Source organism: Vibrio sp. Y51_MX_L26 (assembly GCF_024181935.1).
Lineage (GTDB): Bacteria > Pseudomonadota > Gammaproteobacteria > Enterobacterales > Vibrionaceae > Vibrio > Vibrio diabolicus.
Window position 1 is genome coordinate 122002 of record NZ_JAMZAS010000009.1, and the last position, 13774, is coordinate 135775.

The 13774-nt window shown below is 48.1% G+C and carries 10 protein-coding genes; 4 read left to right on the forward strand and 6 right to left on the reverse strand.

Going from position 1 to position 13774, the window contains the following annotated elements; genetic code table 11:
• Window positions 1–54 precede the first annotated feature (54 nt).
• Window positions 55–834 (reverse strand): class I SAM-dependent methyltransferase, encoded by a 780-nt coding sequence (locus NL645_RS17565; protein ID WP_005394395.1) that lies wholly within the window; start codon window positions 832–834, stop codon window positions 55–57.
• 90 nt (window positions 835–924) lie between these two features.
• Window positions 925–4050, reverse strand: a complete 3126-nt coding sequence (locus NL645_RS17570; protein ID WP_253652121.1) for an EAL domain-containing protein — start codon at window positions 4048–4050, stop codon at window positions 925–927.
• Between the two features lie 113 nt (window positions 4051–4163).
• On the opposite strand from NL645_RS17570, the gene asnC reads away from it, so the two are divergent.
• Window positions 4164–4628, forward strand: a complete 465-nt coding sequence (asnC, locus tag NL645_RS17575) for a transcriptional regulator AsnC (protein WP_005394393.1) — start codon at window positions 4164–4166, stop codon at window positions 4626–4628.
• A 75-nt stretch (window positions 4629–4703) separates the two neighbouring features.
• On the opposite strand, the gene prlC is transcribed toward asnC, so the two are convergent.
• Entirely contained in the window at window positions 4704–6746 is a 2043-nt protein-coding gene (prlC, locus tag NL645_RS17580; protein ID WP_253652122.1) for an oligopeptidase A, read from the reverse strand.
• A 395-nt stretch (window positions 6747–7141) separates the two neighbouring features.
• Between prlC and NL645_RS17585 the strand changes: the two genes are divergently transcribed.
• Window positions 7142–7981 carry a 23S rRNA (adenine(2030)-N(6))-methyltransferase RlmJ gene (locus NL645_RS17585; protein ID WP_145533283.1) on the forward strand — a complete coding sequence of 280 codons (840 nt, stop codon included), beginning with the start codon at window positions 7142–7144 and terminating at the stop codon, window positions 7979–7981.
• A 258-nt stretch (window positions 7982–8239) separates the two neighbouring features.
• Window positions 8240–9595, forward strand: a complete 1356-nt coding sequence (gene gorA, locus NL645_RS17590; RefSeq protein ID WP_005478739.1) for a glutathione-disulfide reductase — start codon at window positions 8240–8242, stop codon at window positions 9593–9595.
• 81 nt (window positions 9596–9676) lie between these two features.
• On the opposite strand, the gene NL645_RS17595 is transcribed toward gorA, so the two are convergent.
• Window positions 9677–10582 carry a LysR family transcriptional regulator gene (locus tag NL645_RS17595; protein ID WP_253652123.1) on the reverse strand — a complete coding sequence of 302 codons (906 nt, stop codon included), beginning with the start codon at window positions 10580–10582 and terminating at the stop codon, window positions 9677–9679.
• A gap of 121 nt (window positions 10583–10703) precedes the next feature.
• On the opposite strand from NL645_RS17595, the gene xapA reads away from it, so the two are divergent.
• A complete protein-coding gene (gene xapA / locus NL645_RS17600) occupies window positions 10704–11528 on the forward strand; it encodes a xanthosine phosphorylase (RefSeq protein WP_005379149.1) in 825 nt (274 codons plus the stop codon).
• Window positions 11529–11633: 105 nt separating this feature from the next.
• On the opposite strand, the gene NL645_RS17605 is transcribed toward xapA, so the two are convergent.
• Both NL645_RS17605 and NL645_RS17610 read right to left on the reverse strand, forming a co-directional pair.
• A complete protein-coding gene (locus tag NL645_RS17605; protein ID WP_005379148.1) occupies window positions 11634–12245 on the reverse strand; it encodes a bifunctional 4-hydroxy-2-oxoglutarate aldolase/2-dehydro-3-deoxy-phosphogluconate aldolase in 612 nt (203 codons plus the stop codon).
• A gap of 9 nt (window positions 12246–12254) precedes the next feature.
• Window positions 12255–13631 carry a GntP family permease gene (locus NL645_RS17610; protein ID WP_005478622.1) on the reverse strand — a complete coding sequence of 459 codons (1377 nt, stop codon included), beginning with the start codon at window positions 13629–13631 and terminating at the stop codon, window positions 12255–12257.
• Between the last annotated feature and the right edge of the window lie 143 nt (window positions 13632–13774).

Consider the following 13774-nt stretch of genomic DNA (forward strand, 5'->3'; position numbering starts at 1 on the left):
TGATCACAGCACGATACACCGTACTGTGACAAGAAAAGTTGAGCGGTCAGGAAGTTATGCCATTGAGGCTTTAACATAGACATCAAAGCGATTTTTTTTGGTTTCAATCGCCATAGTCGGCTTTTGCTCGTTCAGCCAGTTTGCATAGTCTGGGCGCTTCACCACCACGCGTTTTGTGGCTAACGCCATGGCAGGATCTAGCAAACCATCGGCGTCCAAATCGGCGCCAACCAACGATTGGAAAACGCGCATCTCTTTTTTTACGAGCGCCGATTTCTTCTTGTTTTCTGGGTGCGGATACATAGGGTCGAGATACACCACATCTGGCTGAACAAAGTCTTCATCTTGTGCCAGCTGTTCCAATGCATCATGACTGGAGGCATGGATCAGCGACATACGCTCTGATACCCAAGTTCCAATTTCAGGGTCTTGTTTCGCACGCGCCAAACCGTCATCCAACAAAGCCGCCACGACTGGATGACGCTCAACCATCTGCACTTTACAACCTAGCGAGGCGAGCACGAACGCATCACGTCCCAGCCCCGCCGTGCCGTCTAGAACGGTTGGCGTTGCCCCTTTGTTCAAGCCTGCGGCTTTTGCGATGGCTTGGCCCTTACCACCACCAAATTTTCGGCGATGTCCCACTGCGCCACCAATTAAATCGACAAAAATAGCGCCCAACTTTGGCTCATCCACTTTACGCAGCTCTAAACGCTCGGTGGTCAGCACCAAAGCAAAATCGCTCTCGTCAGTGTGAGAAAGCTGCCAGCGCGCAGCCAGTTCATCCAGATGAGGTTGTTGAGACGGGTCTTCACAGATCAATTGCAGTTGCAAAAGGAGGCTCCAATAAAAAATCGCGGTAACTGGCGCTGAGTGTATACCTAAGTTACCTCTCAATGCTAGGTTGAGCTTGATATGACAAGACTACTCAGCCGTCAGTCGCTCAACTAACTCAGAAAGCGGTTGAGGATGCCCAATACCGTAGCCTTGGCCATAATCCACACCAAGATCGATCAAATGCTTCATGACTTGTTCGTTTTCGACAAACTCCGCCACCGTCACTTTGCCTAGTTGCTTCGCCAAGTCATTGATTGAACGAACCATCACGCGGTCCATTTCATTTACGTTGATATCTCGCACGAAAAGACCATCAATTTTCACGATATCAACAGGAAGTTTCTTTAAGTAACCAAATGAAGACAAGCCCGAACCGAAATCATCCAATGCAATCATACAACCCAACGCTTTGAGCTTGGTGAAGAGCTCAATGGCTTGCTCAAGATTACTCATCGCTGCTGTCTCGGTGATTTCTAGACAGATTTTTTCACACGGCATGGACGAACGTTCCAATCGCTCCAATAAGAAATCGATAAACTCTTGATTCCCCATGGATTGACCTGAAAGGTTTATCGAACAACGGCCGAGTTTTTCAACCACCTCTGGGCGTTGCTCAAACCATTCTAGCGTTTGAGTAATGACCTGTTTATCAATCCAATGCGCAATGTTGTAGCGCTCGGAAGCCGGAATAAACAATGCAGGAGAAACATAATCACCATATCCATTGCGAATGCGCACTAAAATCTCAAAATACATCTGAGCATCGTGCTTTTGTAAGCTTTTGATCGGTTGAGCAAACAACTCTAAACGCTGATTCGACAATGCCTCATGCACCAGATTGACGCTCTGCATTTCCATCTGGCGACGTTGTAGCTCTTCGTTATCTAAGCTGAACAGATTGTAGCGGTTACGGCCTTGCTCCTTGGCGGCATGACACGCAGAGTCTGCTTGAGCGTGCACCATTTGCGGCGTCTCTGCCGTATGGTCGATGATACGAATACCAATAGAACAACTGATGAACAAGCGTGTATCTTCCCAAATAAAGAGATGTTCACTCAACGTCGAGATGATCAGTTTGGCGATATTAATCGCGCCGTATTCGTCGCAATCTTTGAGTAGTACCGCAAACTCATCGCCTCCCATTCGAGCCAAGATGGAATTGTATGGCAACACTTCCTCTAACATGCTGGCGCAAAATTGAATCGCCGCGTCACCCGCATCATGCCCAACCGTATCATTGAGGACTTTTAGCTGATCTAAGTCGAGGTATAGCATGGCGTGGACGCGACGATGGCTGTCCACCTCACGCAGTGCAGTCTTGAGCTCTAGTTCAAAGTGGTTTCGGTTATAAGTCCCTGTCAGTAAGTCATAGCGCGCTTGATATTCCAATTTCTCGGAAAGCTGTTTGGTTTCTGTAATATCTTCACCCACAATCAACAGCTGATCAGATTCACTCAGTGGACGAATGTTCTCACGTACCCAAACACGATGACCATTTGCATGGCGATACTCGACTTCACGTCGCCAGACCCCATGCACCTGTTGATTGGGTTGCAATAGCACTTGGCGAGGAAACAGTACCTTGTCATCAAAATAAAACTCCCTTAGGCGGTGTCCGAGCATGTCCATCGGTTTGTAGCCGAGGAGCAGCTGAGCAAATCGATTCACTTCTTGAATGCGATTGTTGCTGTCGAGCGTCACCATCATGACAGGCTGTTGTTCATAATAGTTACGCAGGGTTGATTCGCGTTGATAGAGCTTATCTTCCATCAACTTACGACTAGTGATATCGCGCGCTTCAAACAAGTATTGCTTTTGGTTTCCTACTTGCTGAGAAAAAGGCTTGAGTGAAACTTCCAACACCAATGTACCGTGCTCTTTACTCCAAATTTCAGCCTCAAACGTCGACACTTGATGGTGAGGCGCGTGGAAATACGCCTCAAGCAACGATTGTGCTTTCTCACTCCAATTGGGATGAAACCAAAGTGGTCGGTCTAAACGCAGCCCTTGGTGATACAGCAAAGATTGCAGGTGATCGTTGCCCGATTTAAGTACACCGTTGGCATCCAAAATGCCCATATACTGCATGCTCTGATCAAAAATCGACTCTAAGATGGCTTGGCTTTCTCGCGCGGCACTCTCGCTGCGACGCATCCGCTGTAAATAGTAACCCATCAACAAAATGACCACCGACATCACCACAAACAGGCTACCAAACAAGCGAATTTCTTTGGCAAAACGCTCAGAAAACTTCATCGGTTTATTAAAAAATACCGCAGAGACCTCTTGCTCAGCACCCAGCCCCCAGCGCACTACAGCTTGATAATCGAGCTTGATTTCAGAATCACTTTTCTTCACGGCTGGCAGAGCTTGGTCAGGGTTATCCAACACAAACTCAAGTATCTCAGCGCTCTCTATGCCATGCCGATAACCACTTTGGATCACGCCACCAACCGCACCGTGCCCTAAGCCAATGTCGTGCACCATAAACAGCGGCGCATTTGAGGCTCTGTTGACGCCAATCCAGTCACGTTCACTGCCAACCACACCTTGTTTATCTCGGTAATAGGTCCAAAACAGGACGACTTTATCTTTATTCAGCTTCGCTACTTGTTGCTTTAAGTCAATGATACTATCGGGAATAACTTGCACGATTTTGTCGCGATATTGCGGATGTTCATGTACAAAATCGTCGATTTGATAGCGTAATACCTCTCCCGTTACGGAATGGTCACTGACAATAAGAATTTGGGTGTAATCAGGGTGTAGGCGCTCTATGAGGGCTAAATTTGCCTCCAAATCGACATCTTCTGTTACTCCTGTTGCGTTCAGAGATTGGTGCAAAGAAGGATGATAATTATTGATGCCATTAAATATAACCGGGGTGTCTTTGATGATTGGCGCCAAACGCTGCATCAGTTCAAGCGCGTTGTTATCACTCACTAAAATGGCATCGAATCGTTCTTTGCTTAATTTCGTACGATATAAGGATTCAAGCTGAGCGAAAAACTGCTCACTCTGGTTACGTTTCGAGTCTAAATAGAGCACACGCATATCCAGCGATCGATCACCCAATTGCTGCTCGATACCTCGCTGTATGGAATCCGTCCAGAAAAAACCTTGATGATAGGAGTGCACGACCAAAACTTTCGGATCTGAGGCCGCGGCAAACGCGCTCCAACATAGCGCGACAATAACCAGAAAACGCTGCACATTATCTCCATAGCTCGGAGTTAACCCGCAGTTACTCCTGCCAAACCTTGTGAATCCTATCCGCTATGAGTATAAAAGGGAGGTAAAACTCTATCCCTAACGGAAATAATAGTATGAATGCGAGCCTGCCGAAACTCGACGACCTTGACCGCGCAATATTAAAAACACTGATGGCTGACGCCAGAACGCCCTACGCAGAAATGGCAAAGCAGTTCGATGTCAGCCCTGCCACTATCCATGTGCGTATTGAGAAGATGAAATCGGCTGACATCATCGAAGGAACGGAGGTGATCGTAAATACCAAAAAGCTCGGCTACGATGTGTGCTGCTTCATTGGTATTAACCTAAACGCAGCTCGCGATTACCATTCCGCGCTAGAAAAACTCAACGCGCTCGACGAAGTCGTTGAAGCTTACTACACCACGGGCGCGTATAACATATTCGTCAAATTGATGTGCAAATCGATTGAAGAACTGCAATTTGTGCTGATTGATAAGCTGCAAGCCATTGATGAGGTTCAGTCTACGGAGACATTGATATCGCTGCAGAACCCAATTAACCGCAGTGTGAATCCGTGAATTTTTTATAAAAAATGGACAAAAAAAGGCCAACCGAATGGTTGGCCTTAGTATTTTTGGAAAGACAGCGTGCGCTTACGCTGCAATACCAGAATGGCGCAATAGCGCATCAATTTGTGGTTCACGACCACGGAAGCGCTTAAACAGCTCCATTGGTTCTTCGCTACCACCCATTTCTAGGATGTTATTCAGGAAGCTTTGACCCGTTTCTTTGTTGAAGATACCTTCTTCTTCAAAGCGAGAATACGCGTCTGACGACAGCACTTCAGCCCACAGATAGCTGTAGTAACCCGCGCTGTAACCACCAGCGAAGATGTGACCGAAGCTGTGCGAGAAGCGCGCCCACTCAACCGCAGGAACCACCGCGACTTTCTCTTTCACTTTCGCCAGCGTTTCTAAAACGCGTGCACCCACTTCTGGGTCGTATTCGGTGTGCAGAGTAAAGTCGAACAAACCGAATTCTAGCTGACGCAAAATACCCATCGCCGACTGGAAGTTTTTCGCCGCGAGCATCTTATCTAGCATCGCTTTTGGCAACGGCTCGCCTGTCTCATAGTGACCAGAAATAAACGCAAGCGCGTCCTCTTCCCAACACCAGTTTTCTAGGAACTGACTTGGTAGCTCAACCGCATCCCAAGGCACGCCATTAATACCTGAAACAGCACCTGTATCAACTTGCGTCAGCATGTGGTGGATGCCGTGACCAAATTCATGGAAAAGTGTCACAACTTCATCGTGCGTAAACAGTGCTGGCTTGTCGCCCACTGGACGGTTGAAGTTACACGTTAGGTACGCCACCGGCGTTTGCAGTTCGCCAGAGAGCGTAATACGACGACCACGACAGTCATCCATCCACGCGCCACCACGTTTGTGCTCACGTGCGTAGAGATCTAAGTAGAAACTGCCACGCAGTGCGCCTTCAGCGTCAAAGATATCGAAGAAACGCACAGATTCGTGCCAAGTGTCCACGCCTTCGCGCTCAGTAACTGTCATGCCAAACACGCGGTTTAGCACTTCAAACAGACCACTGACAACCTTAGACTCAGGGAAGTACGGGCGCAGTTCTTCATCCGAGATTTGGAACAAGTGCTGCTTTTGTTTCTCGCTGTAGTAAGCGATATCCCACACATTCAATTCTTCAACGCCAAACTCACTTTTCGCAAACTGACGTAACTCTTCGACTTCACGTTCACCTTGCGGTTTCGCACGTGTCGCTAGGTCATTCAAGAAGCCCAACACTTGATCTGGCGTTTCGGCCATTTTCGTTGCTAACGATTTCTCGCTGTAAGTATTGAAACCCAACATGCGTGAAATTTCGTGACGCAGTCTCAGTTGCTCAGTAATGATTTCTGAGTTGTCCCACTTACCAGCATTTGGACCGCGATCAGAGGCGCGCGTCACGTATGCTTCGTACACTTCTTTACGCAACTCTTGGTTGTCGCAATACGTCATGACAGGTAGGTAAGATGGGATATCCAGCGTAATGAGGTAACCATCTAGCTCTTTTGCTTCTGCCGCGGCTTTCGCTGCTGCCAGCGCCGATTCTGGCATGCCAGCAAGGTCTTTCTCATCCGTGATGTGCTTGGTCCAACCCATGGTGGCATCCAGTACATTGTTAGAGAATTTAGAGCTGAGCTCAGACATGCGCTTGCTGATTTCGCCGTAACGGTGCTGCTCATCGGATGGCAAACCAATACCCGATAACTCAAAGTCTCGTAGCGCATCGGTGATGGTTTTTTGTTGAGCGCGAGTCAGCGTTGCGAATGCATCACTGGCTTTAATTGCTTTGTACGCTTCGTACAGGCCTTTGTGCTGACCAACCCAAGTGCCGTATTCCGACAAAATTGGCAAACAACTTTCGTACGCTTCACGCAGATCTTCGCTGTTCACCACGGAGTTCATGTGACCCACTGGCGACCAAATGCGGCTTAAGCGGTCATCCGCTTCTTCAATTGGCGCAATCACACTGTCCCAAGTAGGGTGAGCATTATCTTTTAGAACTTCATCGATTTTCGCTCGGCAGTCAGCAATCGCTTGTTCAACGGCAGGCTTGATGTGTTCTGGTTTAATTTGAGAAAACGGAGGTAAGTCCGTAAACGTCAGAAGAGGATTAGACATGAATAATTCCTTTTGTGTTTTGACTCTGTGATTGCCTGTCTATTTTGTGTAGATAGGCCAACTCAATGTACAGACGAGCCAGCAACATGGATTGGGGGAGCTCCGTTCCCTTTCTCTATGCTGCGATGACCATATAATCAACGAGCGCTACTCTGTCCTTGAGTCTTGTTATACCTAAATGAGATTTCACACTCTTTGAGCACGAGAAACTCACCTAGTTCAATTCGATTACCAATAGTAAGTGTGGGTGACTTAAAGAAATTTCAATAGCGTCCCCTTATCAGAGGAACAGATTTGATTGGAAGTTCTACATCTTTAAGTTACTTGAGTATAATACCGCCATAGAGTGAAAATCACAGACCACACTCAGCCAAAGAGTGTTTCGAGAGTTTAATTTGTTAAGTTACCGCCACAGCTTCCACGCTGGCAACCATGCCGACGTGGTCAAACACATCGTTCAAAGCCTCATTCTTGATGCGCTGAAACAAAAAGATAAGCCATTCGTTTATCACGATACCCACTCGGGTGTGGGCCGTTACGATCTGACTCACGAATGGTCTGAGAAAACGGGCGAATACAAACAAGGCATCGCACGTATTTGGGATAACCCAAACATTCCTGAAGATATCAAAAGCTACATCGATGCCATCAAAGTGCTCAACAACGGTGATAAACTGCGTTACTACCCAGGCTCACCACGTGTGGCGCGTGCGCAAATCCGCCCACAAGATCGCATGGTGCTGACCGAGTTGCACCCAGCCGATCACCCATTGTTGGAGCAAGAATTCCATCGCGATCGCCAAGTGAGCATCTTCAAAGAGGACGGGTTCCAGCGTCTAAAAGCAAGCTTACCGCCACAAGAGCGTCGTGGTTTGGTGCTGATTGACCCACCATACGAACTCGCGAAAGAGTACCGCGATGTAGTGCGCGCGATTCATCAGAGCCATAAGCGTTGGGCAACCGGTATCTACGCGATTTGGTACCCAGTGGTAAACCGTCACGACATCGAAGATATGATCGAAGGCCTGGAAGCACTGGGCATTCGTAAAATTCTGCAAATCGAGTTAGGTGTCGCACCCGATACCAACGAGCGCGGCATGACGGCATCCGGCATGATTGTGATTAACCCGCCGTGGAAACTGGAAAGCCAGATGAAAGAGATTCTGCCATTCCTGCAAGACGCGATCGCGCCAGCAACTGGCCACTGGAAAGTGGACTGGATTGTGCCAGAGTAAGCTCATCTGCACCGAAACCTTCTAGCGCAACGACATGCTCGTTGCGCTTTTTATACTCTCAACTTTGCCCTCCCATCGCGCTTATTCTTCTTTTTGTGCCTCTCATCGCTATTTGTCATAAGTAATGTCGCTTTTTCCCATTTAGGAATTCGTTACATTCGATTTATGATAGTGGGATAACGGTGGCATTGAGTTCGAGCAAGGTCATCCCAATCTATCTATGTACCAGATAAAATTTATAAGCTCTTGGAGAAAGTAATGGCGACTCATTTTGACTATATCTGTATCGGTGGCGGCAGTGGCGGCATCGCATCTGCAAACCGTGCGGCGATGTACGGCGCTAAAGTTGCGCTAATCGAAGCTCAAGATCTTGGTGGCACCTGTGTAAACGTGGGTTGTGTACCGAAGAAAGTGATGTGGCATGGCGCGCAAATCGCAGAAGCAATGAACCTGTACGCAGAAGATTACGGTTTTGATGTCGACGTGAAAGGTTTCGACTGGAGCAAACTGGTTGAGAGCCGTCAGGCGTACATTGGTCGTATTCACCAATCTTACGATCGCGTTCTTGGCAACAACAAAGTAAACGTGATTAAAGGCTTTGCTAAGTTTGTTGACGAAAAAACTGTCGAAGTAAACGGTGAACACTACACAGCGGATCACATTCTGATCGCGGTTGGTGGTCGTCCTACTATTCCAAACATTCCAGGCGCTGAATACGGCATCGATTCAAACGGCTTCTTCGACCTAGCAGAGCAACCAAAACGCGTTGCGGTTGTCGGCGCAGGCTACATCGCAGTTGAAATTGCTGGCGTACTGCACGCGCTAGGTACAGAAACGCACCTGTTCGTACGTAAAGAGTCACCACTGCGTAGCTTCGATCCAATGATCATCGATACGTTGGTTGAAGTAATGGAAGCAGAAGGCCCAACACTGCATACCCATTCTGTACCAAAAGAAGTGGTAAAAGAAGCCGATGGCAGCCTAACTCTGCACCTAGAAAACGGTGAGAGCCAAAACGTTGACCAACTGATTTGGGCAATCGGTCGTCACCCAGCAACTGACGCAATCAACCTAGCGTCAACTGGTGTTGCAACGAACGAAAAAGGCTACATTAAGGTAGACGAATACCAAGAAACCAACGTGAAAGGAATCTACTGTGTGGGTGACATCATGGAAGGCGGTATCGAGCTAACGCCAGTAGCAGTGAAAGCGGGTCGTCAACTTTCTGAGCGTCTGTTCAACAACAAACCAAACGCGAAGATGGACTACGATTTGGTACCAACTGTGGTATTTAGCCACCCACCAATCGGCACTATCGGTCTTACAACGCAAGAAGCGGAAGAGAAGTACGGCAAAGACAACATCAAAGTCTACACATCTGGCTTTACTGCGATGTACACCGCCGTTACTAAGCACCGTCAACCATGTAAGATGAAGCTTGTATGTGCGGGCGAAGAAGAAACGGTTGTTGGTCTACACGGCATCGGTTTCACGGTAGATGAAATGATCCAAGGCTTCGGCGTAGCAATGAAGATGGGCGCAACCAAAGCAGACTTCGACTCTGTTGTGGCTATCCACCCAACGGGCTCTGAAGAGTTTGTAACGATGCGTTAATTACGCGCTAATCGCATTGCTGATTTCAGCGAATCATTTGAAAAGGTCATCTTAGGATGACCTTTTTTTGTTATCCCATGCTTAACTCGCATTCTCTAATAATGTGCGAATAAACTCGGCTTTAATAGCACTCTCCTGCTTACCATCATGAATCAGACACAAGTCTGCACGCAGTGACTCTTTCAGCTTGATAAAACGAATCCCATGCCAATGATGCTGAGAAAACGTCGACGGCACCAACGTCACGGTATTGCTGTTTGCTACATATGCCATCAAGGTGCTTGGCTCCACCACTTGTTTGCCAATATGGGGTGAAAAGCCTTCTTGCAGACAGGCATTGATGATGAAGTTTGCCGAGGCAGAATTCGCCAAACTCATAAACGCAAACTCACACGCCTTTAAATCTTGGAGCCGCAGCAAAGATTTGCTGGCTAACTCATGTTGCTCCGACACCGCCACCACAAACACATCTTTGCCCAAAGACACCGACTGATACGGATAAATGTTGAGTGCATCGGCAAAACGTACAATGCCCACGTCGATTTTCTTCTCACTCAGATGCTTCTTTTGCGTCTCTGGGTTAAGGTCAAAAATGTCGGCGTGATAAGTGCTATGCTCAGCATGGAAGCGCTGTAACAAACGATCAAATCCACCCCAAAATGCGCTACTTACCACACCGATTCGCAGGATATTTCTCTGGTTCAACCCCACTTGCTGCACTTGATTGAGCGAGACATCCAAGGTCTGAAAAATCAGTTGGCATTTGGACTCCAACAATCGCCCGGCCTCCGTCAGCATGACGTTTCTTGAATCACGCTCAAACAGTTTGACGTTAAGCACCTCTTCCAACTCTTTGATGCGGTTGCTCAACGGCGAATTGGTGATATTGAGGTTCTCGGCCGCCTTAGTGAAATGCTTGGTTTGTGCGACCTCGTAAAAGTAACGCAGCATCTTCAGCGTCACGCGCTCAAATGGTTCTGACTTCATGCATTAGGTCCTAGCGAGTTTCATCATCCTCTTTTTAAGGATGATAGTAGCGAATAAAGCAAAGATAACCAGCGCAGAAAGTCACACAATGGAATCAACACACAACCAGAAGGTGACTAACATGAATCACGATCCAGTAATCGGCGCGCTACAAACCATTCGCGAACGCAAACCAAACTTCCAACCTAAAGCGGCGTTTATTTTAGGCTCTGGCTTAGGCGTATTGGCAGACGAACTACAAGACAAAGTGGTCATTCCATACGAAGAGCTCGAAGGCTTTCCGGTTAGCACCGTGCAAGGCCACTCTGGTGAGTTGGTACTTGGTACCATGGGCGGCGTAGACGTAGTGTGCATGAAAGGTCGCGGTCACTACTACGAACACGGCTCAATGAAGGTCATGACAACGCCCGTGCGCACCTTTAAAAAGCTGGGCTGTGAGTTTCTGCTCGTCACCAACGCGGCAGGCTCACTTCGCCCTGAACGCATCGACGTCGGTTCTCTGGTGGTATTTCATGACCACATCAATACCATGCCTGAGTCGCCAATGATCGGTCCGAATGATGAAGAGTACGGCCCGAGGTTCTTCAGCCTCGCCAATGCGTACGACAAAGACCTGCGCGCAGAAGCGTTTGAAGTCGGCAAAGCCAATGGCATTCACCTGAATGAAGGTGTGTTTGTCTCTTACACAGGCCCCAACTTTGAGACCGCAGCCGAAATCCGCATGATGCAAATCATCGGTGGTGATGTGGTGGGCATGTCGGTTGTGCCAGAAGTGATTTCTGCGGCGCATTGCGGTTTACCCGTATTGGCAGTGTGTGCGATCACCAACATGGCAGAAGGCTTGGGAGATGTAGAATTGTCTCACGCCCAAACATTGAAGTGCGCGAAGCTAGCCGAAGCAGATTTCATTCGCTTTATTAAGCGCTTTATGAAGCATCACTTCTAAAGCCGCTTCATTCCAAAAAGCAAAAGGGTCATCAAGTAACTTGATGACCCTTTTTCGTATCACGTTTTCTAACGTTCGGGGGTATTTCGGAGCCGTTTGTGCGTTTTACTTAACTGCGCGAACCAATTCAGCAATACCTTCCCAATCGCCGTTGTCCATCATTGCGGTTGGCACCATCCACGTACCGCCACAAGCTACAACCGATTTCAGCGCTAGGTAATCTTCCACGTTGGATGGGCTTACGCCACCTGTTGGCATGAATTCCACTGGGTAAACCGCCGTGAGTGCTTTCAGCATGCTTACGCCGCCTGATGGCTCAGCAGGGAAGAACTTCAACGTACGCAGACCCATTTCCATCGCTTGCTCAACCAAGCTTGGGTTGTTTACACCTGGTACGATAGTCACGCCACGTTGCTGACAGTATTTCACTGTGGTTGGGTTGAAACCTGGGCTAACGATAAAGTCCACGCCCGCTTCGATGGCGATATCCACTTGTTCTGTGGTCAGAACGGTGCCCGCGCCAATCAACAGCTCTGGGTACGCTTCACGCATGATGCGAATCGACTCCGCCGCCGCTTCGGTGCGGAATGTCACTTCCGCACATGGTAAACCGTTTTCTACCAACACTTTTGCCAGTGGCAGAGCGTGTGCTACGTCGTTGATTGCGATAACTGGGACGATTTTGATTTCTCTTAATCGTTGTTCAAGTGTTGTCATGGGGAACCTCTAAAGAATAAAGCTTAATGTTGCGACGATAATAAACGCGATACCACCAAGTAACGTTTCCATTACCGTCCAAGTTTTTAATGTGGTTTTCTCATCCATCTCAAGCAGACGAGAGACCAACCAGAAACCAGAGTCATTGAAGTGAGACAGTACCGTTGCACCACCCGCAATCGCGATTACGATAAAGCAAAGGTCTAGTTCACTCAAACCTGTTGATGCTGCCACAACTGGCGCGATAAGAGCCGCCGTCGTGGTTAGCGCTACGGTTGCCGAGCCTTGAGCAACACGCAGACAGGTTGAAATCACAAACGCCGCCACAATCACAGGCATACCTGTGTCTGTAAGAACGTCAGCCAGTGCATCACCAATACCGCTTGAGCGCAGTACGCCGCCAAACATGCCACCTGCACCCGTTACTAGGATAACACCACAGATAGGAGCCAATGACTCACCACACAATTTTTCTAGTTTTGCCATGCCGTAGTCTTTGGCAAACACAGCCAGACAGACAATCAACGTAATCAGCAACGCGACTGGGGTTTTACCTAGCATACGTAGGAACTCAACCAGTGCCGTTTTGCCATCAATCAAACCTGCAACCGCCAGTGTGTTCAATACCGTATCCAAACAGATTAGCAGGACTGGCAGCACAAGGATGGTCATAACCGTGCCAAATTTTGGTGCGTTGCGCTCATCCACCATCGCTTCGCCATTAAAGAAGGCTTTAGATAGTGGGATATCGAATTTTTTGCCCGCGTACAAACCAAATAGGTAAGCGCCAAGGTACCAAGTTGGAATAGCAACCAAAATACCCACCACCAATAGCAGACCGATGTTTGCGCCAAGAAATTCTGCCGCTGCAACCGGACCTGGGTGTGGTGGAACAAACGCGTGCATAACCGCAAAAGCACCGGCAGCAGGCAACGCGTATTTAATTGGTGAGCCACCAAAACGAGCCGCCACACTTAGGATGATTGGCATCATCACTACAAGGCCAGCATCGAAGAAGATTGGGAAGCCAAACAGTAATGAAGCGACGCCCAAAGCAAATGGTGCGCGCTCTTTACCAAAGCGACCAATCAAAGTGTCTGCCAGCACTTTCGCACCGCCAGTCACTTCAAGAATTTTACCGATCATCGCACCAAGACCAACCAGCAATGCCACGGAAGCCAGTGTGCCGCCGAAGCCGCCCATCATGGTCGATACGACTTTCTCAGAAGGAACGCCAGTGGCGATTGCTGTGCCTAAACTCACCATAGTAAGGGAAGCAAAAGCATGGACTTTCAGTTTAATGATCAGAACGAGTAACGCTGCAATGGCAAGGCCTGCAATCGTCAGTAGGAACGTAGGATCTGGGGCTTGGGTTAATTGCTCCATAGGTTCACCTTTAAGAATTATTGTTTGTGTTATGGTTCACATTTATTTCAGTTACCGGTAACATGTTACCGATAACATGAATAAGATAAACCCATATTTTAAAGTGAATTCAAAAATTGAGATCACGCGCAAATTTGGTTATG